Source organism: Rhodococcus sp. 27YEA15 (genome assembly GCF_049739425.1).
Classification (GTDB): domain Bacteria; phylum Actinomycetota; class Actinomycetes; order Mycobacteriales; family Mycobacteriaceae; genus Rhodococcus_F.
Genome location: NZ_JBMHHW010000001.1, coordinates 4337708 through 4359576 on the forward strand (window position 1 = coordinate 4337708; position 21869 = coordinate 4359576).

Below are 21869 nucleotides of genomic sequence, written 5' to 3' on the forward strand. Positions count from 1 at the left end.
GTCGGAGCCATTGGTTACAGTCGATGTCCACCGAAAAGACAGGGACCAGTCATGATCCATGTTCGCCACACCGCAGTCGCCGCCGTACCGGTCGAGATCGCCTTTTCCTACATCGACGATTACCGCAACGTCCCCACCTGGATGTTCGGTGTTTCGAATTTCACCCCCATCGGCGAATTCGATCAGGGCCTCGGGGCCACGTTCGACGCCGCCATACAGATCGGGCCCACCACACTCGACACGACGCTCGAGGTCACCGAGTGGGAGCGAAACCGGATCATCACGCTGTCGTCGCTCAGCGGCGTCTCCAACTCCTCCACCTGGGAGTTTTCCGCGGTAAGCGAGACACAAACCGAATTGACGGTGGACTTCGCGTACAAGCTTGCGGGCGGTTTGGCCGGTAAGACACTGGGGTTGCTGGTCGGTCCGTTCGTCGACACTGCGGTCAAGAACAGCGAAGAAACTCTGCGGCGCAAGTTGGAAGAGCAGTTCGCCACAAACGAGCGCTGAATCAGGTCGGCTCGACCTGAAGTTCGAGAGCATTCGCCCACACCCGGGTAGCCGTCTCGACCACGGCCTCGAACGGCACCGGCTCGCCGTCGGAACCCAGTTCCTCGGAAACGAAGGAGCTGTAGGCGAGTCTGCTCACCATCGCCGACAAGGCGCGTGAGGCCAGCAGTGGATCCAAGGTCCGGTCGGCCTTGCCCTCGGTCTGCAAGCGTTCGATGGCACGCGCATTGCGGTTGATGAACGTCTCGGCCCGATCGCGACGAAGTTTCGCGAACGCCGGGTCGATATGCGAGACCTGTTCGAGCAACCCCATCAGTTTCGCGTTACGTCGAAACGCCGTCAGGTACGCCCGATTGCTCGATTCCAGCACGGCATACGGGTTGTCGACGTCGCGGACTCGTCCCATTCCGGGGTGGAGCATGTCTTCCTGTGCCACTTCCAGAACCGCGGCGAAGATCTGTTCCTTGTTGTCGAAGTACGTGTAGAACGTTCCAGTGGAACAGTTCGCTTCCTGGGTGATGTCCGTCAACCTGGCGTCGAGATAGCCGGCACGTTCGAACACCGTCCTGGCTGCCGCAACAAGAGAAGCCCTGGTACGAACACCACGAGCCGTCACCGGGAGCTCACGTAGAAGGCCTGCCGCAGCCATCGACGGTGGCGGACGGTCTTCCCAGTTCTCCTGAGATTCGGATCGAGAAGTCACCTGCTACTTATACGCCAACAGCAGTGTGCTCACGGAATCGGTGTCAGGTGATGGTGATCCCGCCGTCGACGGCAATGGTCTGCCCGGTGACGTATCCTCCGGCGGCGGAAGCAAGCCACACCATGGTGGCCGCAAGCTCCTCCGGATCACCCATCCGGCCCATGATGAGGCGCGGCGCCATGGAATCGAGATACCCGTCCTGGTACTGCTCGGTCATCTCCGACTTGAAGAAGCCGGGTGCTATCGCGTTGACGCGGATGCCCTTGCGCGCGCCCCACTGTTGGGCGAGATCACGGGTCAATCCGATGACACCTGCCTTGCTCGCCGCGTACGCCGCCTGCGGAAGCCCCGCAGTGGTCAGGCCGAGAATGCTGGCGATATTGACGATGGAGCTGCCCGGCAGCATCACCCTTCCGCACGCCTGTGCCGCCCAGTAGGAGCCGTTCAGGTTGATGTCGATCACCGAGCGGAACTGCTCGGGGGTCTCACGAGTGGCAGGGACGGCAGTTCCGACGCCGGCGTTGTTCACCAACACGTCCACGCGCCCGAATTTCTCCATGGCGGCGTCCACCATGTGCTGAGCCTGCGCGGGGTCGACGATGTCGGTGGCGACGCACAGAGCCTCCCGGCCGGCTGCACGGACCAAGTGCGCGGTGTCCTCGAGTTTGTCGACTCGACGTGCGGCGAGCACGACGTCGGCGCCGGCCTCGGCAGCTGCCTTCGCGAACGCCACTCCGAGGCCTGAGGACGCACCGGTCACGACGACCACTCGATCGGTCAACGAGAACTTGTCGAGAACAGACATATACGCAGTACTCCTCGGGCGTCGGGGCTGGTGGTTTCGGAACGAAGTTACAGGCCGAGATCGCGGCCGATGAGTTCCTTCATGATTTCGTTGGATCCGGCCCAGATCTTGGTGACACGGGCGTCCATCCAGGCGCGAGCGGCCCGGTACTCGGTCATGTAGCCGTAGCCGCCGTGCAACTGCACGCAGTGATCGAGAACTTCGTTCTGCACCTGCGCCGTCCACCACTTGGCCTTGGCAGCGTCGATGGCGGTCAGCTCACCCGCAGCGTGCGCGGCAACACAGTTGTCGACGTAGGCCTGTGTCACCTCGACCCGGGTCACGAGATCGGCGAGGAGGAACTTGTTCCACTGAAGCGATCCGATGGGCTGCCCGAAAGCCTTGCGGTCCTTGGCGTACTGCAACGTCTCCTCCAGGATCGGAACGACGTGTGCGATATTGGAGACCGCAGCGCCGACGCGCTCCTGCGGAAGCATCTCCATCATGTGGATGAAACCGCGATCGAGCTCACCGATGATGTTGGCGGCCGGAACCCGCACGTTCTCGAAGAACAGTTCAGCAGTGTCGGATTCGTGCTGGCCGACCTTGTCGAGCTTGCGGCCACGCTCGAAACCTGCCATGCCGGTCTCGACGGCGAAGAGCGTGATGCCCTTCGACTTCTTCTCGGGGCTGGTACGGGCGGCGACGATCACGAGGTCGGCGTTGTAACCGTTGGTGATGAAAGTCTTGGAACCGTTGATGATCCAGTCGTCGCCGTCCTTGACGGCGGTGGTCTTGAGCGCGCCGAGGTCCGAACCGCCGGAGGGCTCGGTCATACCGATTGCGGTCAGCATCTCACCGGTGCAGAACTTGGGCAGCCAACGCTGCTTCTGCTCCTCGGTGGTGAGTTGGACGAGATACGGTGCCACCACGTCGGCATGAATACCGAAGCTCGATGCCACAGCTGCACTTGCCCGCGACAATTCTTCGCCCAGAACGGCATTGAATCGGTAGTCGCCTGCTTCACTGCCGCCGTACGCTTCGGGCACTTCGAGCCCGAGGAAACCGTTCCGGCCTGCTTCGAGCCAGATCTCCCGGTCGATGAATCGCTGTTCGATCAGCTTCTCGGCCACCGGAAGGATGTTCCGGTTGACGAACTCGCGAGCAGATTCCCGGAATGCCTCGTGATCGGGTCCGTACAGAGTGCGACGCATGATCGGTTGCTTCCTTTCGACACGGCAGCTACTGCCACTGCTACCTAAGCAGGTGCTTAGAATCTAAGCACTTGCTTATACTGATGTGGACGCGGGATATTGTCAACATCGACATCTACGACGCGGCGACGTGGACAAGACTGCGAACTTCGTAGACCTGCGATCTTCCTAAGACCTGGAGGAACCTGTGAGCGATTCACCCGAGACGGTGATCAGCACCTCCAAAGCGGCAGCCCGCATCCGCGCGGCCGCCGTGGAAGCCTTTGCCTCGACCGGCTACGGCGGCACCACCACTCGCGACATCGCAGCTCGTCTGGAGATGAGTCCGGCCGCGATGTATCCGCACTACCGCTCCAAGGAGGATCTGCTCTTCGCCATCAGCTACGAAGGCCACACCGAGGCCCTGCGGGTGGTGCGGGCCGCCGATCGACCGGACGCGCGCACACCGGTTCGGCTCCGAGTGCTCATCAGCACCTTCGTCAGCTGGCAGGCCGAACACCACTCTCTCGCGCGTGTGGTGCAGTACGAACTGACCGCACTCACCCCCGAGCACTACCGGACGATCGTCGGACTACGCCGACGCACCACGCAGATCGTCCGCGACGTCCTCGACGCGGGAGTCAGTTCGCGTGAATTCACGATCCCCGACGCCGAGGGCGTCACGCTCGCACTGATGTCCCTGTGCGTCGACGTCTGCCGCTGGTTCCCGGCCGGAAATTACACCGACCCGGAAGAGCTCGGAAAATTGTACGGAGACTTGGCTTTACGAATGGCGGGCGCGGCCTGAGCGGTACGGATACTCGCGAGAGACACGGCCCGGGAAGTGCGTGGTCGGAAATACCCGGGGCGGATGCGATTGCACCGAGGCAGTCGCGAGATGGCTGAACGTGACATCAGGAGGACGGTTGGGTGCTCTCAGGCCCGCCCACCGCGTCGACGGATCGCCGCACCAGATCGACATTTCCTACCACCCCGGTTGACAATACCCGGACGCCGACTCGTAGACTCTCCGTTGACCATCCAGAGCGACCGAGAGACCTGGCTCCGTGAAGTCGCAGCAACCCCCCGAGCGATCGGGTGTGGGTGCTACCGCCAGGACCGATGGAGGAGCACGAACGATGAAGGCAGTTGAGGGCGGTTTCGACACCGCGTGGTCTCGTAGACATGTCGATCTCTGCCGTACGTCGGGATCATCCTGTACGTACTGACCCTCCGGTCAGACCCTGGACTTCCCGACACTGCGGGTAAGTCCCCCTTCTGCTCTCGCCACAGCCGATACGCACCCGGCGCACAGGTCGACGCGTGCGCTGTTCGGCATCCCTGCTTAGGAGTTCCTTCGGTGTCCTCGTCCACTTTCGGTGCGCGCTCCCGCGTCACTGTCCTCGCCGGTATCGGCGCCATCTCGATTCTCGGAACCCTGCTGACCGGCTGCAGTAGTGACAGCAACAGCAGCTCGAACGCAGGTCCCGCGCAATCCGGCGGCATACTGCGATACGGCCTTTCCCAAGCGCCGACGTGCGCCGACCCCGGCCAGGCCGGTACCAATCAGACGGTGTACGTTGCTCGAACCGTGGTGGATTCGCTGACCGATCAGAGTCCGGAGACCGGCGAGATCAAGCCGTGGCTGGCCAAGAGCTGGGAGATCAGCCCCGACGCGTCGAGTTTCACCTTCCACTTGCGCGACGACGTCACCTTCAGCGACGGCACCCCGCTCACCGCGGACTCGGTGAAGAAGACCTTCGACTCCGTCAAGGATCTCGGTCCCAACGCCTCGTTGGCCAAGAGCTACCTTTCCGATTACACCGGCACCGACGTGGTCGACTCGCACACCGCGAAGATCAACTTCTCCGGACCCAATGTTCCTTTCCTACAGGCAACTTCGACGCCACAGCTCGGAATCCTCGCCGACTCCACCACAGCGCTGACCTCCGATCAGCGGTGCATCGGCGACGCGGTGATCGCATCCGGACCGTTCGTCTACAGCAGCTGGCAACAGGACAAGAGCGCTTCCATCACAAAGCGCAGTGGATACAACTGGGGTTCGGACGTCTTCGACCACCAGGGGGAGGCGTACCTCGACGGCGTCGACTTCACCGTCGTTCCCGAATCCGGGGTCCGTGCCGGAAGTCTCGCCTCCGGTCAGCTGGACGCGGTCAGCGATGCGCTGCCGCAGGACGCAGCTCAGGTCGAAGGTGCGGGCGGCCGAATCCTGACGCGGCCGAACCCTGGCACCACATTCGCGTTCCAGCCCAACGTCAGCCGCGGCGTTCTCGCCGATCAGGCTGTGCGCCAGGCAATCATCCCGGCCATCAACCGCCAGGAACTGGTCGACACCGTTCTCGATCCGTCCTTCTTCCCCGCCACCAGCCCGTTGGCGCACACCACCCCGCTCTACAAGGACCAGTCCGATATCGTCACCTACGATCCGGATAAGTCGGCCAAACTGCTCGACGCTGCCGGCTGGACCAACGGCAGCGACGGCATCCGCGAGAAGGACGGCCAGAAACTCTCGTTCAAGGTGATGTTCGGTGCGCAGTTCGCCGGTAACCAGGCCATCCTCGAACTCGCCCAACAACAGCTTCGCAAGGTAGGCGTGGACTTGCAGCTGGATCTGGTGTCTTCCGGCGAGTCCACCGCACGTACCAACAGCGGTGACTACGACGCCAGTTACGGAAACAGCACCCGGGCCGACGCCGACATCCTGCGTACCACTTTCGGTCTCGACGGACGCAATACCAACCGACGCACTGCCGATCCCGAACTCGACAAGGTCTTGACCGAACAGCTATCGGCCACGGACAACGACAAGCGCAGCGAATTGGTGGCCACCGCACAGAAACTGATCGTCGAGCGCGGATACTCCATCCCGACCATCGAACTCTCGCAGGCCGTCGGAGCCGCGTCGAAGGTTCAGGATCTGAAGTTCGAAGCGTCCTCACGTCTCCAGTTCTACGACACCTGGTTGTCGGGTCAGTAAGTCACGACTCCTCCTTCGTCTGCCGGTCGACGTCACCCTGATTCGGGTGGCGTCGGCCGGTCACTTACCAGCTCCGCCAGTTTTCGTTCCACGTAGACCCGTTCCGGTTCACTACCAACCAGTTTCAATGCATACCGAAAGGAAGAAATCGCCGAATCGGTTCGCCCCGATCTCGCCAGGAGTTCACCCCGCGCCAGGTGATACGGGCGATACTCGGCGAGCTTCGGTTCCCCGGACAATTCGTCCAAAGCTTCGAGGCCGGCAGCATCTCCGTCTCGCATAGCCAGCGCCACCGCATGATTGACGCCGACGACCGGCGACGGTGCGAGAACGCGCAGCACCGCGTACAAGGCACAGATCTGCTCCCAATCCGTATTCTGCACGTCCTCTGCCTCATCGTGCAGCGCAGCAATCGCGCCCTGTACGCCGTACGGTCCCGGCGCTCCCCCGGTCAACGCGATCACGACGAGATCGCTGCCCTCCTCGATCATCGATCGATCCCAGCGGGCGCGATCCTGGTCGTGGAGAAGCACGATCGCGCCACTGTCGTCGACTCGAGCGTCTCGACGGGCGTGAACCAGAAGCATCAACCCCAGCAGACCGGCGATCTCCCGCTCCGCGGGGAGCAGGCTTCGCAGGATCCGCGCCAGTCCGATCGCCTCGGACGCAAGGTCGACACGCAGCAGATCCGGTCCGGAACTGGCCGAATACCCCTCGGTGAACACGGAGTAGACGACTTGCAGGACACCGGGCAGCCGGCCCGCAAGCTCGTCGGAGTCCGGGACTCGAAACGGAATTCGGGCCTGACGGATCTTCTTCTTCGCCCGAACTATTCGCTGTGCCATCGTCGCGGTGGGCACCAGGAAAGCCCGTGCCACCTCCGGTGTGGTGAGACCGGCAAGGCAACGAAGCGTGAGCGCAACCCGGTCGTCATCGGCCAGCGCCGGGTGCGCGCAGGTGAAGAACAGTTGCAGCCGCTCATCGGGCAGCTCACCGCCTCGTACCGAAGGCGCCGGAGCAGCTCGGTCCGCATCGACCTGCATCACCGCCAGCCGTGCGGCGTAGGCCTGGTCGCGTCGCAGCCGGTCGACGGCCTTACGTCGGGCTGTGGTCAGCAGCCACGCACCCGGTTTGGCCGGCACCCCGTCAACCGGCCAGGACACCAGGGCCGCTTCGATCGCCTGGGACGTCACTTCCTCGGCCAGGTCGAGATCTCCGTACCGTCGCACGAGCGAGGCCAGTAACCGCCCACGTTCTTCGCGGAACACGGACTCCACCGAACTCCGGGCGGTCATGGCCTGCTCGTCCACGACGGTTCAGTTCTCGTATTCGGCCAGTGGGCGTACTTCGACGCTGCCGCCGTCTCGTGCGCCGGGACAGCGAGCCGCCCAGTCGAGTGCCACATCCAGATCCGGCACGTCGATCACCTCGTAGCCGCCGAGAATCTCACGGGTTTCGGCGAACGGCCCGTCGGTGACCGTCCGCTCGCCACCGGACACCCGCACCGTTGTCCTGGAGGTCAGGTCGGCGAGTGCGTCGCCGGACACCCATACTCCGGCGTCTTTCATGTCCTTGCCGAATTGTTCCCATTCCTCGATGGTGCACTGCGGTTCTGTTGCCGAGCCTGGTGCGGTGTAGATGAGCAACATGTATTTCACGACGTATCTCCCGAGATAGGTGTTCGTTCCTTGCCTGACAACATGACGACGAACGGGCTCCGCGGAAATCGACAGGTCTCCGGGAATTGTTTTCGCGAGTCTGCGAGTCTGCTGCCGTTAGGGTGAGTGTATGACCGAACGTGACCGTGACGTGGCCGGAAAACCGCTCAACGCGCGGCCACGCGACGGTCTCGGACGGCCGATGCCGCGAGACGCCGTGGGCGGTATCCCCCGGATTGCGGACGACGTGCGGTTGCCGCCGGACGAGTCGATCACCGAAGCCCAGCGTCTCCTGGACCACAGCATGCCTTTTCACGCGCACGAGATCTTCGAGGGAACCTGGAAGGACGCGGCGGCCGGCGACCGGGATTTGTGGCAGGGTCTGGCTCAACTGGCGGTGGGGCTGACACACCTGATGCGGGGTAATCTCGTCGGTGCGCAGTCACTGCTCGGGCAGGGCAACGGCAGGATCAGGCATTACGAGATCGACTGTCCGCACGGCCTCGACATTGCGGGGCTGTTGACGTGGTCCGAGCATCTGCTCACCGAAATCGCTCGCGGCGGCGAGATAACTGTCCCCCCTATTCCGAGGTTGAGAATCCCCTGATGCCCACCTTCCCCATGTTCCCGCTCGGTACCGCGTTGTTGCCGGGCGAAGTGCTGCCGTTGAACATCTTCGAGCCCCGGTACCGAGCACTGGTCGAGCATGTTCTCGAAGCCCCGGACGGCCCGCTGTTCGGAGTTGTCCTGATCGCCCGGGGACACGAGGTAGGCGGCGGCGAGTCACGACACGACACAGGCACTCTCGCGCGCGTCGAGTCTCACGTGGCGATGGGCGGTGGGCGGTATCAGTTGTTCTGCCGAACCGAGGACCGCATTCGCGTCCGGCAGTGGCTACCCGACGATCCGTATCCGCAGGCAGAGGTCGAACTGTGGCCGGACGAGAACAACGGAACACCGGTCACTGCTTACGAATACGAGTCCCTCCTCGAGCGGATCGACTTTCTCTTCGGTCTACTCCGCAAGCTCGCCACCCGCGCGGGTAAACCGGTACCCCGTGTTCCGACGCCGCCACCGGTACTCGATCCGTTGGGATCCCGGCTCTACGCGCTGGCCAGGGGCATTCCGATGGGTGATGCGGACAGGCTGGCGATACTGACTGCGCCGGGTGCGGACGAACGCATCCGCACCCTCTCCGAAGCTGTGGAGAACGCCGTGGAGTTGGCGCAGTTCAACCTGTTGTGACGGGTTACCGTGGCGACGGCCCGGTGACCAGAGGCAGGTCCGGATTACTCGACCACGCGGACATCGATCCGTCGTAGACGGCTACGTCGTCACGACCGGCCAGAGCCAGCGCGTGGGCTACCCCGGTGGCCGCAATTCCGCCGCCGCAATACGTGACGACTGTGCGATCGGTGTCGAGCAGGCCTGCCTCGGTGAACAGCGTCCGTAGCTGGTCGACCGATTTCAATTCACCGGTCTCGGAGTCACGAATCTCGGAGACCGGGAGATTCACGCTTCCGGGGATGTGGCCACGTCTCGGCGCGTCACTGTTGTCACCCCGGTACGACGCCGGATCGAGAACGTTGACCAGGATGGTGTTCGGATCGTCGAGAGCGGCTGCAACATCCTCGGTGGAACGGATCAACTCGGGGCGACGTACTCCGGTGAACGTGCGGGCCGTCGGAGTGGATTCTGCATCTGTCACCGCTCGCCCCGATGCCTGCCAAGCAGGTAGTCCACCGTCGAGCACTACAGCCGAATCGAATCCTTCGAAGCGGAGATGCCACCACAAGCGCGTCGCCCAGTACCCGTCGTGCTGGTCGTAGATCACCACGATTGCGCCGTCGCCGATACCCAATGCTCCAGCGGCTGCGGCGAACTGCTCCGAACTCGGCACGGTCCACGGCGCGGCGGCGTCATGGTCTGCGAAATCGGTCAGCAGATCGGCGAACACCGCACCCTCGATGTGGGCCGCGCGATACGACTGTTCCCCCGATTCGATGGCAGGTTTACCGTCGGGAAAGGAGAGATGGGTGGTCGCGTCCACCACGACCACGTTCGGATCACCGAGGTGAGCCTCCAGCCAGGCAGAATCGACGGGGGACGGCAGTTCGTTGCTACTCATGTTCGCTTTCCTCGAGCTCTCGAATCGGACAACCTGTTCGCAAGGCTAACCAGCATTTCGCTCGACGACAACGACCCGGGCTGCACTGACTCGAACCATTGACAACAGCGGCTAGCCGCTCACGATCACGACATGCAAGTTTCGCGGACCGTGGACACCTTCGACACGTTCGAGTTCGATGTCGGAGGTGGCCGACGGGCCGCTGATCATGGTGGTGGGGCGCTCCGGTGTCAGCTTCGCCATCGCTTCCGGAACTCCTACCTCGACACTAGTGGCGAACACGACGCAGACATGGGTGTCCGGTACCAGTGTCAGTGCACGCCTGCCCTGGTCCGGGCCCGCGTCGAGGAAGATCGTTCCGGTTTCGGCGCTCGAGACCGCCGATCCGGTGACAACCGCGTCGAGTACCTCCAACTCCGGCGCCGGCACGTTCGAGCTGTCCACCACCACCGCACCACCGAATCCTTCCGTCCAGGATCTGTCCAGTCCGGCCGGGATTCCCACGGCATTCAGGTTGTTCTCGGTCAGAACTCGAACGATGGTGGCAGCGATATCCGTTGCAGCACACTGGTGAACGTGTGCCTTGTAGTCGACCAGCCGGTTGACGAACAGCGCGATGCGTTCTGCATCGGGCAGAGTTCGCCCCGTTCGGTAGTGTCGCGGAATCTCGGATTGCCGGGCGGGGGCCAAGGTGATCGCATCACGGATGCGGCCGAGGACCAGATCTCGTGAACTCACTTGTCGTCCTCACCGTTGCCTGCTGAACGGGCTTGATCGAGAGCGGCGCGCCCTTCGTCGGAATCCCACCACGAGCGAAACGTCTGCTTCGGCGGCGCCGGAATGTCGCGCGCGTCCGTCCACCCGGACAGCGGCGGCGGCAGTTTCGAGATCTTTCCCTTCTTCCCGGCGACGACGCGGCCGAGGCCCGCAGCCTTCTGGGCCAGGATCCAGCGGCCGGGCGACGACATCGCGAACGACGCGGCCTTCATCGCCACCGACTCGGCAGTGAGCCCGGACTGCTCCACTTTCTGATGGCGCAACTCCACCAGCAGCGACGGGATGTCGATCTTCACCGGGCACGCATCGAAGCAGGCGCCGCACAGGCTCGATGCGAACGGCAGCGTCGAATTGGGGTCGTCCTTGCCGTGCATGCCCGCGAGTTGCGGTGTCAGGACCGCGCCGATGGGCCCGGGATACGTCGACCCGTAGGCGTGACCGCCGGTGCGCTCGTACACGGGGCACACGTTCAGGCAGGCGGAGCAGCGAATGCAGTTGAGTGCTTCGCGGCCGATCGTGTCGGCCAGTGCCGCGGTGCGTCCGTTGTCGAGAAGGACCAGGTGGAACTCCTGCGGACCGTCGCCGGGGGTGACTCCGGTCCACATGGAGGTGTACGGATTCATCCGCTCACCGGTCGACGAGCGCGGCAGCAGTTGGAGGAACACCTCGAGATCCCGGTACGTCGGCAGGATCTTCTCGATTCCCATCACCGTGATCAGCGTCTGCGGCAGGGTCAGGCACATACGGCCGTTGCCCTCGGATTCCACGACGGTCAGGGTGCCCGTGTCGGCGATACCGAAATTAGCACCGGAGATCGCAACCGGCGTCGTCATGAACTTGTGGCGCAGAAACTTTCGGGCAGCAGCGGCGAGTTCGGGTGGATCCTCCCCCAGCCCGGGATCGACATCGGGCATCTCGCGTAGGAAGGTGTCCCGGATCTCGGAGCGATTGCGGTGAATCGCGGGAACCAGAATGTGCGAGGGCTTGTCATGGCCTAGTTGCACGATCAGTTCGGCCAGATCCGTCTCGTAGGCGGTGATGCCCTGGGTCTCGAGGTGCTCGTTGAGCCCGATCTCCTGGGTGGCCATCGACTTGACCTTGATGACCTCGTCCGATCCGGTGGCCCGAACCAGTTCCGTGACAATCGAGTTGGCCTCGTTGGCGTCAGCGGCCCAATGGACGTGCCCGCCTCGGGCGATGATTGCCGCCTCGAACTGCTCGAGCAACTCCGGAAGCCTGGCCATGACGTCGGTCTTGACGGCCGAGCCGGTATCGCGCAGATCTTCCCAGTCGGGCACCTCACCGGTGACGCTGATGCGCTTGGCTCGAATCGTGTGCGTGGCTTTGCCGATGTTGCGGCGCAGCTGATCGTTGGCCAACTCGTGATGCGCGGCCTTGGGGAACGTCTCGGTGCCGCGCAGGAATCCGGCGCCCTCGGGTGCGCGCGGCGGGAAGCTGGGCAGCCCCAAAGTCACGCCGCTCATGCCGTCACCCGACTGTCCACCGACGCAAGGATTTGCGCGAGATGAACGGTCTTGGCGCCCATCCGCAGTCGCGACATTCCGCCGCCGATGTGCATGAGGCAGGACGAGTCGCCCGCACTGCAGAACTCCGTGCCGGTGTCGGCGACGTTCTTGATCTTGTCGGCCAGCATGGCCGTTGACGTCTCCGCGTTCTTGATCGCGAAGGTACCGCCGAATCCGCAGCACGAATCGGCGTCGGGGAGTTCGATCAGGTCGATACCGCGCACAGCTCTGAGCAGCGCCAGGGGTTTGTCCCCGACTCGCAGCATGCGCAGCGAGTGACACGTCGGGTGATAGGTGACCCGGTGCGGAAAGTACGCGCCCACGTCCGTGACGTCGAGGACGTCGACGAGAAATTCGGAGAGCTCGTACGTCTTGGCCGCCGTCGTGGTCACCTGTCCGCACAGCGACGCGGTCCCGAACCGCTCGGCAACCGCCGCGTGCTGGTGACGAACCGATCCCACACACGATCCGGACGGGGCCACGACGGCGTCGATCGAGGTATCACCGAACGTGTCGGCGAAATTCTTCACCAACGGCAGCGCATCCGGCTGGTATCCGGTGTTGACGTGCATCTGTCCGCAGCACGTCTGCGCGGCGGGAAACACCACCTCGTGTCCGAGCCTGGTGAGCAGGAGGGCGGTGGCCTTGGCCGCGTCGGGAAACATCGTGTCCCCGATGCAGGTGGCGAACAGCGCGACTCTCATATCGTTCTCCGCAATCTTTCGGTGTGGTCTGACCACAGTAGAACACACGCGGGAACGCCCGCAGCCGAACGGCCCGGGTAGCGGAAAACGACAGATCAGAGTTCGGTGCGCTCGTCCATGGCGATGGAACGCAGACCTCGGGCGATGACCGCACCGGATACGTCCGGGGCCACGGCACGCTGCAGTGCAACACCGAGAATGAGGCCGAGCATCAACGTGCCCGCCGCATCGGGATCCATCCGAGCGGCAGCACCCAGTCGCGAAGACGCCACCGAGATGACACCGATCAGCTGTTCGCGCAGCCGCGCATAGCGTTGCGCCATAGCGGTTCTCAGCTCTTCCCGCGCGGACATGGCACCAGCGAGTTCCAGTTCGAGGCGCGCCCACGCCGGATCGCCGATCGTCTGTTGGGCCCACTCCCCGATCGTGACGAACCAGGAGTCGATCGAGCTGTCCGCAGCCCTGGCGAGAGCCTCGAGAACATTCTGCGTCTCGCGCGTGTACAGATCTTCCACCACTTCGAGTGCAAGTTCGGCCTTGCCGCCGAAGTTCGAGTACACCGCACCCGTCGAGAATCCGGCCTCATCCGCGATCTGCTCGAGTGACGACGCATGAAAGCCGTGCTCGAGGAATCTCGCGGCCGCAGCCTCCAGAATCAATCGCCGTGTTTCTTCTTTGCTCTCGGCCCGGCCACGTCGTCTCACGACCCCATCCTAACCTTGCCAATAACGCGATTCTCTGCATAATTGAATTATCTGAATACTGCGATCATCCGAACTGAAGGACGCATCATGCCGGTACGGGACGAATCTCGAACTTCGGAGCAGCACCACGAAGTGGTGGTCGTGGGCGCCGGATTGGCGGGAATTGCCGCCGCGGTCAAACTCGAGCGCGCCGGGATCACCGACTTCGTGGTTCTCGAGAAGGCCGATCGCGTCGGCGGAACCTGGCGGGACAACACCTACCCGGGGTGCGGGGTGGACATTCCCTCGCCCGTCTACTCCTTCAGTTTCAACCCCAACCCGCAGTGGAAGCACAACTTCGCCCTGCAACCCGAACTCCTCGAGTACATCGAGGACACCGTGAAGAAGTTCGACGTGACACGGCGCCTTCGCCTGAACACCGAACTGATCGAGGCGCAGTGGTCCGACGCCGATCGGCGCTGGCATCTCGACACCAGTCAGGGTCAGATCACCTCGCAGTTCACGATCTTCGCGGGCGGACCCATCTCCGCCCCGTCCATCCCCGATGTCGACGGTATCGACACCTTCGAAGGCGAGATCTTTCATTCGGCACGCTGGAATCACGATTACGATCTCGCCGGCAAGCGAGTCGCCGTCATCGGGACCGGCGCGTCGGCGGTGCAGTTCATTCCCGAAATCGCGCCGAAGGTGGAGCAGCTATTCGTGTTCCAGCGGACACCGTCATGGGTGGTGCCGCGCCTGGACATCGACTTCCCCGCGCCCGTCCGATCCCTGTTCGCTCGAATCCCCCTGGCTCAGCGCGGTTTCCGCGAGGCTCTCGACATAGTGCTGCGGTCACTCACCATGACCATGCGCCGCGACACCACCGCCAGACTTCTCAATCCGATCGGCCTCTGGCATCTCAAGGCGCAGGTTCCGGATCTTGAACTGCGGCAAGCACTCACACCGGACTTCTCCCTCGGGTGTAAACGCCTGCTGCTCTCCAATACCTACCTGCCGACGCTCGCGAAACCACACGTCGAACTGGTTCCTCATGCCTTGACCGCCGTCGGCACCAACTCCGTTCGCGGCGCCGACGGCGTCGAACACGAAGTCGACGCCATCATCTTCGGAACCGGTTTCGACGTCAGTCACCCGCCCATCGCCGGCCGTATCCGCGACCGCAATGGAAATCTTCTGGCCGATCGCTGGAAGGCCAGCCCCGAGGCGTACCTGGCCACCACCACTCCCGACGTACCCAACGCCTTCATCATGCTCGGTCCGAATATCTTGGTGTACAACTCCTTTCTCGGTCTCGCCGAATCCCAGCTCGACTACGTCATCGACGCGATCACCCAGGCTCGGGCCGACGGCATCGAGGTGTTCGACCTCGAGGAAGAACCGTTCCGCACGTTCAACGACGACGTGCAACGCGACCTCGAGCCGACGGTGTTCAACAACGGCGGCTGCAGCAGCTACTACCTCGACGCCAACGGGAAGAACTTCGCGGCGTGGCCGTGGTCCACAGGTTCGCTGCGGCGCAAGCTCTCCCATTTCGACGCCGAGAACTACACCGCCCGACGGTACGAGAAGGCCGAGAGCGCGAGCTGACCAGTTCGCTCCGCTGTCGGGTTAAGCTCTTGCCTCATGCCGACCGAGTCGAGCCCACGCGCGTGGGAACAAGTACTGAGCCATCTCGAGCGTCGACTCGTCTCGGGTGAACTGGTACCCGGCCGGCGGTTGCCTGGCGAGCGCATCCTCGCAGCAGAACTCGGGGTGAGCCGATCTTCGGTGCGGGAAGCATTGCGCGTCATGGAGGCTCTCGGCCTGTTGAAAGCACAAACCGGATCGGGGCCCACCGCCGGCGCGATGATCGTAGCGCGCCCCACCGGTGGCATGGCCATGCTGATACGTATGCAGGTTGCAGCACAAGGCTTTCCAGTCTCCGACGTGGTGAAGACCCGCCTGGTTCTCGAATCCGAAGTGATGCACCTTCTCGCATCGCAGCGCCCGGCGCCCGATTTGAGTGCCGCGATCGAATTACTCGAGTCGATGGACGATCCGGGATTGTCGCCCGAGGAGTTCCTGATCCTCGACGCGCACTTCCACCTGGCTCTGGCCCACGCAGCGGGCAACCAGGTGATCGCGGCGATGATGACCGGGCTTCGCGAATCCATCGAGTCCTACGTCCTTGCCGGCGCACCCGTCGACAGCTGGCCCACCACCTGCACTCGGCTGCGTCACGAGCACCGCGAACTGGTCGACGCCGTCACTGCCGGAAACATCGAACTCGCACGTCAACGCATAGTTGACCACATCCACGGCTACTACTCCGAAAGCACACGTTCAGGCCACTGACAGGGGGTGGTAATTGCACCTCCGAAAGTCGTGTACTGTTGGTTTCACACCGACGCGGGGTGGAGCAGCTCGGTAGCTCGCTGGGCTCATAACCCAGAGGTCGCAGGTTCAAATCCTGTCCCCGCTACAAAGTGAAAGTCCGTAGGTTGCGAACTACTCGCGCCCTACGGACTTTTTGCTGTGCGCAGCAAGATCAGGACCGAGGCACCCGGCCCATCAGATAGAACTCCGGATTGGGCATCATGCCGGAGAAACTGGCCATCCTGTTGCTGAGCCCGAAGAATGCGGTGATCGCTGCAATATCCCAGGCGTCTTCGTCACCGAAGCCGTGTTCCCGCAGCGCGTCGAAATCTGCGTCGCCGATTTCATGGGAGGCCGAATTCACTTTCACCGCGAAGTCCAGCATCGCTCGCTGACGTGCGGAGATGTCGGCCGTGCGGTGGTTGACCGCGACCTGGTCGGCGACAAGCGGATTCTTCTCGTAGATGCGGAGAATCGCGCCGTGTGCCACAACGCAGTACGTACAGTTGTTCGCCGCGGAGATCGTGGTGACGATCATTTCGCGATCGCCCTTCGTCAACGCCGAGTCTTCCTTCGTCATGATCGCGTCGTGGTAGGCGAAGAATGCCCGGAACTCCGCCGGCCGACGCGCGAAGGTAAGAAACACGTTGGGTACGAATCCCGATTTCTCCTGAATTTCGAGGATGGTCGCGAGGATGTCTTGAGGCAGGTCGGCGAGTTCGGCATGCGGGAATCTGGCGGTCATGAAAGCTCCTGAACTGTCGACGAACATGAGATTTCAAGATAATGACGATTAACTGAGCTGTCCAGGGCTTCGGCGGATCCTCACGCTCCGACCTGCGAGACCCCCGGATCGCCGAGTTCGCCCTGCAATCCGTCGAGGAGAATCCGCAGTAGGTCGGTGAGGCCCTCGCGTTGCTGCTCGGTCAGCACTGCCGTGAGCTCCGCTTCACGCCCGAGCACGCGGTCGACCAACTCCTCGACGAGAGCGTGCCCAGTTGCGGTAAGAGCAACGTTCACCATGCGCGACCCGCTCACCGACGACCGCTCGACAAGGCCGGCCCCCTCGGCTTTGGCCAATCGCTGCGAGATGGCACCAGCGGTGACACCGGTCCGCTCGGAGATCTCGCGGGTCGTCAGTCGATACGGCGTCCCGGACCGACGCAACACGCTCAGCAAGTCGAGGGTCGCGGTATCCGCACCCGCTCCGGCGAGCACCCGGCGACGATCTTCGCCGAGAAGTTTGGCGCACATCCACAGCCTGGTCACGATCCCGATCCCAGCCACCGGCGTGTTCGGACGCTCACGTAACCAGGCCAGGGAAATCGCGTCGACTGCGTCGGCCGGGTCGTACTCACTCATGTCCGCTCGTTTCGTTTAGCTCTAAATGATAAACTCTCGTATAGATCTAAACGTAACTTATCGGAGGTTTGCCATGCAGCGCACAGTTTTGATCACCGGAGGCGGAACAGGTATCGGCCGCGCCGTTGCCGCGATCTTCGCGAACGACGGCGACACCGTCTTCGTCACCGGCCGGCGCACTCCCCCACTCGAGCAGGCCGCGGCCGCACTGGGACCGGCAGTTCACGCGATGACCTGCGACAACACCAATACACATGATCTGGAGCAATTGATGCGGGCACTACCGGCATCTGTCGACGTCGTCGTGAATTGCGCCGGCGGCAACACCGACTTCGACCGCGAAGCTCCTCACGATCTCGAATCCCTCGCAGCGAACTGGCGCTCCAATCTCGACTCCAACCTTCTCTCTGCGGTTCTGACGACTGCAGCAGTTCGTGATCGCCTGACCGACGGTGGCAGCGTCGTCACCATCGGGTCAATTGCCGCTGACAAGGGAGCTGGTGCCTACGGTGCAGCCAAAGCCGCCGTGGCAACGTGGAACATCGACCTCGCTGCCGAGCTCGGTCCGCACGGAGTCACGGCGAACATCGTCTCGCCCGGCTACGTCGCCGACACCGAGTTCTTCCGCGACGCGCTCACCGACGAGCGTCGGCTCTCGTTGATCGCATCGACCTGCACCAAACGGGCCGGAACGCCGGCGGACATCGCCGCCGCCGTACATTTCCTGGCCTCACCCGGGGCTCGTCAGATTACCGGGCAGGTGCTCGCCGTCAACGGCGGCGAGCGAACTACCCGCTGATCATCGAAGGTGCTCGGTCAAAAATGCATCGATCCGGATCCACGCATCCGCCGCTGCTTCCGGGTCCGGACCGACACCGAGAATTCGCTCGATCGGGTGCAAAATCTTCGGCCCCCGCCGGGGCGTCGTTGAGAAACGCATGGCCGGCGGTCGGATACTCCTTGACATCATTGACCACTCCGGCATTGTCCAACGCCCTCTTCAGTTTCACCGAAGCTCCCCGCAGCGAGAGGTCCCGGCCGCCGAAACTGCCAACCACCGGGCACGAATCCGCCACTGCAACGTCGATGTTTCGCGGCAGCTGCCCGTAGTTGACGGACGCGACATCAAAATTCGGCGCGCTGACCATCGCGAAGCCGCCACCCATGCAGAATCCGACGACGCCGACCTTGCCCGTACATTCGGGAGAAGCGAGAAGCCAAGTGCGCGCCACTTCTATGTCGATACAGGCCTTACCACTCCCGCGCAACATCGACGCCATGGTCGGCACCAGGCAGCGTTTCGCTCCGCCGGCACTGTAGAGGTCGACCGCCAACGTCAGAAATCCCGCTTGTGCCAGACGCAGTGCCTGCCGTCGCATCACGGCGTCGAGGCCGAAGGCCTCGTGAATCATCACCACACCTGGCCACGGACCGGCGGTATCCGGGAACTCGACTACGCCACGTAAGGGCTGGGATCCGCCGACCCCTGCAGCTTGGTTCGTGAGATCGATGTCCGCCACGTACCCGATGCTAGACCGGTCGCGTCTGGTGTGCGCGCCGAGCAAATCGGATCGACGCCCCCTGTCTCGCGCCGACCGCCACGCAGGTCACCTCCCGTAACTGCGAGTGCATAAGGCCTAGTCGACGGCCTGGATCACGGGCTATCGGACCACCTGGAATGGTTATGGGTACTGCGCGGTACACCTCGCTTGCGCGGCGTGGGAGGATAGACAACATCGAGATCGGGACTTCGATGTGAGGGCCCGGATCGAGTTTGTAGGGAGTATCGGTATGGCACAGGGCATCGTGAAGTGGTTCAACGGCGAAAAGGGCTTTGGTTTCATCGCTCCCGACGACGGAACGCCGGACGTGTTCGTTCATTACTCTGAAATCTCGGGCAACGGCTACAAGTCGCTCGACGAGAACCAGCGTGTGGAGTTCGAGGTAGGCCAGGGCCAGAAGGGTCCTCAGGCCACCAATGTGCGCGCTGTTTAGTCAGTGACACTGAAAGTGGGCCGCACCCGCGAGGGTGCGGCCCACTTTCGTTCAGGTCACCCGGTTCCGATATCCGGCGCTCACCGCCGTCGATCTGCGCTGTCGACTACTCGCCGTCGATCTGCGCCGCCGCCGACTCGACAACGTTTGCCTCCACAGCAGACTTCTGAATACCCAGCGCGGCCAACACCCCGGAGCCATCTTCGAGTTCGAGCAACGCAAGCAGTACGTGTTCGGTTCCGATGTAGTTGTGGCCCAATCGAAGAGCTTCGCGGAAGGTCAGCTCGAGCGCCTTACGGGACCGGACGTCATACGGAATCAACTCGGGCAGCTCCGATACCGGGGGCGGAAGTACACCTTCCACCGCGCGCCGAACTGATTCCGGTTCAACTCCCCCGGCAACAAGCGCCCCGGCCGCCAGTCCATCCGACTCGGCAAGCAGTCCGAGAACGAGATGTTCGGGCCGAATTTCGGCATTACCGGCAGCGCGAGCCTCGTTCTGCGCCGCCATCACGACATTTTTCGCACCCGGCGTGAATCGACTGAATCCGTCGTTCGCGTTCATGGGCTTGTCCGCGCTGGAAGGCTTGGGCACGAATCGCTTCTGTACCGCCTGTTTGGAGACACCCATACTGGCTCCGATCTCGGTCCACGACGCCCCGGACCTGCGCGCCTGATCGACGAAGTGACCGATCAGATGATCCGCCACCTCCCCGAGGTGATCGGCGGCGATCACTGCGTCGGACAATTGGTCGAGCGCATCGGTGTGCACATTCTTTATCGCTTCGATCAGGTCGTCGAGCCGCACCTTGTTCGTCATCTTCACTGATTCCGTCATTCGTCAACTCTAAGTTGACGAATGTATGTCGTCAACCCAAGATTGACTTTGCTCCTTCACGAATACCGCGTGTATTACCGACGGTGCTCCGGCGAACTGCGCACATCGGAGACCGATCGGACCACCATCTCGAGCGTCGAAAAGTTTCTCGCCGCGTCCGAAAAACACCGCAACACCCCCACACTCCGATGATCGACCAACTCGGCTCGCAGACAAGCCTGGACGGTTGCGGCGGCGCCGCCGATCTGCAGCAGCTTCGACGGCTTACTCGGGCGCCGATTCGCTTCCTTCGGTGACGAAGTGGAACGTGGTGCCGCCTTGCATCACCAGCAGTGGGCTCCGATAGTGCGGGAGGACGAAAGTCGGGTGATGATGAGCGACTCTTCCCCCACGACCCTTTCGACTCGCCGCCGTCCCACTCACCGTGAACGGGCCTGACAATCGTGTGGCCCATGATCTTTACTCGACATCGTCGTCCCCGATCACCAGGTGGTCGCCGACGCCTGCGAGGCCGCCGGACTCACCGTGCATCGAACGCCAATGCTGCGGACGCGAAGACTCAGTCGAACAATTTCAGGCCGTCGACCTCCAATGCTCGGTCCAGGCTCTGATCGGATCCGGCCAGGTAGCCGTTCAACGACATTGCGATGTCGCGCACTCGCAGCTTCGACATCTCAACGCCCCGTCGACGATGCGCCAGAAAAGAAGTCGCGCAAGAGCGGAACGATGGCGTTGTCGTCGACACCGTGCCCCTGCCCTGGTATCCCAAGGCACTTCGCGCCGGAGATCCTTCCCGAAATTCTCTCAGCCGCAGACTGTCCCCACGGCCCACTGGCGCCGCCGTACATTGCCAACGCGGTCACAGTGATCGAAGACAGCCAATCGAGTGACGAGGTGCCGTGGTCACAGATGGCCACGTCGTACGGCAGCGTATGCGCGATGGCGCACATACCTTTCCACTCCGGGCGCTGCTTGGTCAGCTCGATCTCCTCCGGTGAAGCACCTGTCAACGTGAGGAACCTGGTCGCAGCGCCCGCCATGTCGCCGGCATCGACCAGCTGTCGGAGATCTCGCAACACAGTGCGATCCACGTGACCTTCATCCATGTACGGCGCTTCGTACACGGCAAGCCGCTTCATCGGAACACCCCTGGACGCAGCCTCCAAGGCGAGTGCACCACCCGAGGAGAGTCCGTAGACCAGCGGCGCCTCTCCGATCGCTGCGACGACAGCGCGCATATCGTCGCTCTCGGCCTCGATCGAGAACTCACCGTCACCACTGTCCCCGCGTCCACGCCTGTCGTAGGTGTACACGGTGAAGTCGGTTGCCAGCTCAGCCGCGATCGAAGTGAACCATCCGCGATCACAGAAAGCGCCCGCGACGAGAAGTACTGCCGGACCGGTACCGCAGCTCTCGTACGCGATGTTAGTTCCGTCCTTCGATGTCACTGTCTTCACGAAGTTCTCCTCGAGTCGAAGTAGGCGCCTACGAGAGGAGACCTCTGACACCCACGAAATTCATCGTGCGTGCCGCTGTGGCGCGCTGATCGGCGGCGGCCCATACCGATCATCGCCCCCGACGTCCGGTCCGTTGATCGCGTCCACATGATCGCGCTGTACGGGCATCCCATC

At 62.9% G+C, this 21869-nt stretch carries 25 protein-coding genes, 1 tRNA gene and 1 riboswitch; of the genes, 11 read left to right on the plus strand and 15 right to left on the minus strand.

The window, feature by feature from the left end:
- Nucleotides 1-51: 51 nt before the first annotated feature.
- On the plus strand, nt 52-510 hold the full coding sequence (locus ABH922_RS20245; protein WP_424808615.1) for an SRPBCC family protein: 459 nt from the start codon (nt 52-54) through the stop codon (nt 508-510).
- Nucleotide 511: 1 nt separating this feature from the next.
- Here the strand turns inward: ABH922_RS20245 and ABH922_RS20250 are convergent, their stop codons facing one another.
- The 3 genes from ABH922_RS20250 to ABH922_RS20260 form a co-directional block, all read right to left on the minus strand.
- A complete protein-coding gene (locus tag ABH922_RS20250) occupies nt 512-1159 on the minus strand; it encodes a TetR/AcrR family transcriptional regulator (protein ID WP_424809739.1) in 648 nt (215 codons plus the stop codon).
- Nucleotides 1160-1256: 97 nt separating this feature from the next.
- Nucleotides 1257-2018: an SDR family NAD(P)-dependent oxidoreductase gene (locus ABH922_RS20255; protein WP_424808616.1), complete on the minus strand. Its 762-nt coding sequence runs from the start codon at nt 2016-2018 to the stop codon at nt 1257-1259.
- 47 nt (nt 2019-2065) lie between these two features.
- On the minus strand, nt 2066-3211 hold the full coding sequence (locus ABH922_RS20260) for an acyl-CoA dehydrogenase family protein (RefSeq protein WP_424808617.1): 1146 nt from the start codon (nt 3209-3211) through the stop codon (nt 2066-2068).
- A 187-nt stretch (nt 3212-3398) separates the two neighbouring features.
- Here ABH922_RS20260 and ABH922_RS20265 point away from each other — a divergent pair, with 187 nt between their 5' ends.
- The 3 genes from ABH922_RS20265 to ABH922_RS20275 all read left to right on the plus strand — a co-directional run bounded on the left by ABH922_RS20265 (nt 3399) and on the right by ABH922_RS20275 (nt 6188).
- Nucleotides 3399-3998, plus strand: coding sequence for a TetR/AcrR family transcriptional regulator (locus ABH922_RS20265; protein WP_424808618.1), 600 nt, complete (start codon nt 3399-3401; stop codon nt 3996-3998).
- Nucleotides 3999-4224: 226 nt separating this feature from the next.
- Nucleotides 4225-4319, plus strand: a riboswitch (SAM riboswitch).
- 10 nt (nt 4320-4329) lie between these two features.
- Nucleotides 4330-4419 (plus strand): putative leader peptide, encoded by a 90-nt coding sequence (locus tag ABH922_RS20270; RefSeq protein WP_424808619.1) that lies wholly within the window; start codon nt 4330-4332, stop codon nt 4417-4419.
- A gap of 131 nt (nt 4420-4550) precedes the next feature.
- On the plus strand, nt 4551-6188 hold the full coding sequence (locus ABH922_RS20275) for an ABC transporter substrate-binding protein (protein ID WP_424808620.1): 1638 nt from the start codon (nt 4551-4553) through the stop codon (nt 6186-6188).
- 32 nt (nt 6189-6220) lie between these two features.
- Here the strand turns inward: ABH922_RS20275 and ABH922_RS20280 are convergent, their stop codons facing one another.
- Both ABH922_RS20280 and ABH922_RS20285 read right to left on the minus strand, forming a co-directional pair.
- Nucleotides 6221-7483: an RNA polymerase sigma factor gene (locus ABH922_RS20280; protein ID WP_424808621.1), complete on the minus strand. Its 1263-nt coding sequence runs from the start codon at nt 7481-7483 to the stop codon at nt 6221-6223.
- A 21-nt stretch (nt 7484-7504) separates the two neighbouring features.
- Nucleotides 7505-7846, minus strand: coding sequence for a YciI family protein (locus ABH922_RS20285; protein ID WP_424808622.1), 342 nt, complete (start codon nt 7844-7846; stop codon nt 7505-7507).
- A 130-nt stretch (nt 7847-7976) separates the two neighbouring features.
- Here ABH922_RS20285 and ABH922_RS20290 point away from each other — a divergent pair, with 130 nt between their 5' ends.
- Together ABH922_RS20290 and ABH922_RS20295 are read left to right on the plus strand one after the other, a co-directional pair.
- Complete coding sequence (locus ABH922_RS20290) at nt 7977-8453, plus strand: DUF309 domain-containing protein (protein ID WP_424808623.1); 477 nt, start codon at nt 7977-7979, stop codon at nt 8451-8453.
- Nucleotides 8453-9091: an LON peptidase substrate-binding domain-containing protein gene (locus ABH922_RS20295; protein WP_424808624.1), complete on the plus strand. Its 639-nt coding sequence runs from the start codon at nt 8453-8455 to the stop codon at nt 9089-9091. Before ABH922_RS20290 ends, ABH922_RS20295 begins: the two co-directional genes overlap by 1 nt.
- 4 nt (nt 9092-9095) lie before the next feature.
- Here ABH922_RS20295 and ABH922_RS20300 read toward each other — a convergent pair whose 3' ends face one another.
- From ABH922_RS20300 to ABH922_RS20320, 5 genes are all read right to left on the minus strand, one after another.
- Complete coding sequence (locus ABH922_RS20300; RefSeq protein ID WP_424808625.1) at nt 9096-9974, minus strand: sulfurtransferase; 879 nt, start codon at nt 9972-9974, stop codon at nt 9096-9098.
- A 111-nt stretch (nt 9975-10085) separates the two neighbouring features.
- Nucleotides 10086-10712 carry a LutC/YkgG family protein gene (locus tag ABH922_RS20305; RefSeq protein ID WP_424808626.1) on the minus strand — a complete coding sequence of 209 codons (627 nt, stop codon included), beginning with the start codon at nt 10710-10712 and terminating at the stop codon, nt 10086-10088.
- Nucleotides 10709-12235 carry a LutB/LldF family L-lactate oxidation iron-sulfur protein gene (locus ABH922_RS20310; protein WP_424808627.1) on the minus strand — a complete coding sequence of 509 codons (1527 nt, stop codon included), beginning with the start codon at nt 12233-12235 and terminating at the stop codon, nt 10709-10711. Before ABH922_RS20310 ends, ABH922_RS20305 begins: the two co-directional genes overlap by 4 nt.
- Nucleotides 12232-12981 carry a (Fe-S)-binding protein gene (locus ABH922_RS20315; protein ID WP_424808628.1) on the minus strand — a complete coding sequence of 250 codons (750 nt, stop codon included), beginning with the start codon at nt 12979-12981 and terminating at the stop codon, nt 12232-12234. The genes ABH922_RS20310 and ABH922_RS20315 overlap by 4 nt, the downstream gene beginning before the upstream one ends.
- A gap of 95 nt (nt 12982-13076) precedes the next feature.
- Nucleotides 13077-13685 (minus strand): TetR/AcrR family transcriptional regulator, encoded by a 609-nt coding sequence (locus ABH922_RS20320; protein ID WP_424808629.1) that lies wholly within the window; start codon nt 13683-13685, stop codon nt 13077-13079.
- An 87-nt stretch (nt 13686-13772) separates the two neighbouring features.
- On the opposite strand from ABH922_RS20320, the gene ABH922_RS20325 reads away from it, so the two are divergent.
- From ABH922_RS20325 to ABH922_RS20335, 3 genes are all read left to right on the plus strand, one after another.
- On the plus strand, nt 13773-15275 hold the full coding sequence (locus tag ABH922_RS20325) for a flavin-containing monooxygenase (RefSeq protein ID WP_424808630.1): 1503 nt from the start codon (nt 13773-13775) through the stop codon (nt 15273-15275).
- A 36-nt stretch (nt 15276-15311) separates the two neighbouring features.
- On the plus strand, nt 15312-16022 hold the full coding sequence (locus tag ABH922_RS20330) for a FadR/GntR family transcriptional regulator (protein ID WP_424808631.1): 711 nt from the start codon (nt 15312-15314) through the stop codon (nt 16020-16022).
- Between the two features lie 53 nt (nt 16023-16075).
- A tRNA-Met gene (locus ABH922_RS20335) sits at nt 16076-16149 on the plus strand.
- A gap of 66 nt (nt 16150-16215) precedes the next feature.
- Here ABH922_RS20335 and ABH922_RS20340 read toward each other — a convergent pair.
- A complete protein-coding gene (locus ABH922_RS20340; protein ID WP_424808632.1) occupies nt 16216-16788 on the minus strand; it encodes a peroxidase-related enzyme in 573 nt (190 codons plus the stop codon).
- 80 nt (nt 16789-16868) lie between these two features.
- Nucleotides 16869-17405 carry a MarR family winged helix-turn-helix transcriptional regulator gene (locus tag ABH922_RS20345; RefSeq protein ID WP_424808633.1) on the minus strand — a complete coding sequence of 179 codons (537 nt, stop codon included), beginning with the start codon at nt 17403-17405 and terminating at the stop codon, nt 16869-16871.
- Nucleotides 17406-17478: 73 nt separating this feature from the next.
- Here ABH922_RS20345 and ABH922_RS20350 point away from each other — a divergent pair, with 73 nt between their 5' ends.
- Nucleotides 17479-18204, plus strand: a complete 726-nt coding sequence (locus ABH922_RS20350) for an SDR family NAD(P)-dependent oxidoreductase (protein ID WP_424808634.1) — start codon at nt 17479-17481, stop codon at nt 18202-18204.
- Here ABH922_RS20350 and ABH922_RS20355 read toward each other — a convergent pair.
- A complete protein-coding gene (locus tag ABH922_RS20355; RefSeq protein ID WP_424808635.1) occupies nt 18194-18925 on the minus strand; it encodes a dienelactone hydrolase family protein in 732 nt (243 codons plus the stop codon). The genes ABH922_RS20350 and ABH922_RS20355 overlap by 11 nt on opposite strands.
- A gap of 271 nt (nt 18926-19196) precedes the next feature.
- Between ABH922_RS20355 and ABH922_RS20360 the strand changes: the two genes are divergently transcribed.
- Nucleotides 19197-19400, plus strand: a complete 204-nt coding sequence (locus ABH922_RS20360) for a cold-shock protein (protein WP_003939930.1) — start codon at nt 19197-19199, stop codon at nt 19398-19400.
- A 106-nt stretch (nt 19401-19506) separates the two neighbouring features.
- On the opposite strand, the gene ABH922_RS20365 is transcribed toward ABH922_RS20360, so the two are convergent.
- Nucleotides 19507-20238, minus strand: coding sequence for a Clp protease N-terminal domain-containing protein (locus ABH922_RS20365; protein ID WP_424808636.1), 732 nt, complete (start codon nt 20236-20238; stop codon nt 19507-19509).
- Between the two features lie 674 nt (nt 20239-20912).
- Nucleotides 20913-21695 (minus strand): alpha/beta fold hydrolase, encoded by a 783-nt coding sequence (locus ABH922_RS20370; protein ID WP_424808637.1) that lies wholly within the window; start codon nt 21693-21695, stop codon nt 20913-20915.
- Nucleotides 21696-21869 lie beyond the last annotated feature (174 nt).

What these genes read in the sequence shown, in the direction of transcription:
- ABH922_RS20360 (WP_003939930.1), top strand. Translation starts at nt 19,197, where the DNA reads ATGGCACAGGGCATCGTGAAGTGGTTCAACGGCGAAAAGGGCTTTGGT.
- ABH922_RS20325 (WP_424808630.1), top strand. Translation starts at nt 13,773, where the DNA reads ATGCCGGTACGGGACGAATCTCGAACTTCGGAGCAGCACCACGAAGTG.
- ABH922_RS20245 (WP_424808615.1), top strand. Translation starts at nt 52, where the DNA reads ATGATCCATGTTCGCCACACCGCAGTCGCCGCCGTACCGGTCGAGATC.
- ABH922_RS20330 (WP_424808631.1), top strand. Translation starts at nt 15,312, where the DNA reads ATGCCGACCGAGTCGAGCCCACGCGCGTGGGAACAAGTACTGAGCCAT.
- ABH922_RS20280 (WP_424808621.1), bottom strand. Translation starts at nt 7,483, where the DNA reads ATGACCGCCCGGAGTTCGGTGGAGTCCGTGTTCCGCGAAGAACGTGGG.
- ABH922_RS20290 (WP_424808623.1), top strand. Translation starts at nt 7,977, where the DNA reads ATGACCGAACGTGACCGTGACGTGGCCGGAAAACCGCTCAACGCGCGG.
- ABH922_RS20315 (WP_424808628.1), bottom strand. Translation starts at nt 12,981, where the DNA reads ATGAGAGTCGCGCTGTTCGCCACCTGCATCGGGGACACGATGTTTCCC.
- ABH922_RS20255 (WP_424808616.1), bottom strand. Translation starts at nt 2,018, where the DNA reads ATGTCTGTTCTCGACAAGTTCTCGTTGACCGATCGAGTGGTCGTCGTG.
- ABH922_RS20270 (WP_424808619.1), top strand. Translation starts at nt 4,330, where the DNA reads ATGAAGGCAGTTGAGGGCGGTTTCGACACCGCGTGGTCTCGTAGACAT.
- ABH922_RS20250 (WP_424809739.1), bottom strand. Translation starts at nt 1,159, where the DNA reads ATGGCTGCGGCAGGCCTTCTACGTGAGCTCCCGGTGACGGCTCGTGGT.
- ABH922_RS20345 (WP_424808633.1), bottom strand. Translation starts at nt 17,405, where the DNA reads ATGAGTGAGTACGACCCGGCCGACGCAGTCGACGCGATTTCCCTGGCC.
- ABH922_RS20300 (WP_424808625.1), bottom strand. Translation starts at nt 9,974, where the DNA reads ATGAGTAGCAACGAACTGCCGTCCCCCGTCGATTCTGCCTGGCTGGAG.
- ABH922_RS20295 (WP_424808624.1), top strand. Translation starts at nt 8,453, where the DNA reads ATGCCCACCTTCCCCATGTTCCCGCTCGGTACCGCGTTGTTGCCGGGC.
- ABH922_RS20260 (WP_424808617.1), bottom strand. Translation starts at nt 3,211, where the DNA reads ATGCGTCGCACTCTGTACGGACCCGATCACGAGGCATTCCGGGAATCT.
- ABH922_RS20310 (WP_424808627.1), bottom strand. Translation starts at nt 12,235, where the DNA reads ATGAGCGGCGTGACTTTGGGGCTGCCCAGCTTCCCGCCGCGCGCACCC.
- ABH922_RS20350 (WP_424808634.1), top strand. Translation starts at nt 17,479, where the DNA reads ATGCAGCGCACAGTTTTGATCACCGGAGGCGGAACAGGTATCGGCCGC.
- ABH922_RS20365 (WP_424808636.1), bottom strand. Translation starts at nt 20,238, where the DNA reads ATGACGGAATCAGTGAAGATGACGAACAAGGTGCGGCTCGACGACCTG.
- ABH922_RS20340 (WP_424808632.1), bottom strand. Translation starts at nt 16,788, where the DNA reads ATGACCGCCAGATTCCCGCATGCCGAACTCGCCGACCTGCCTCAAGAC.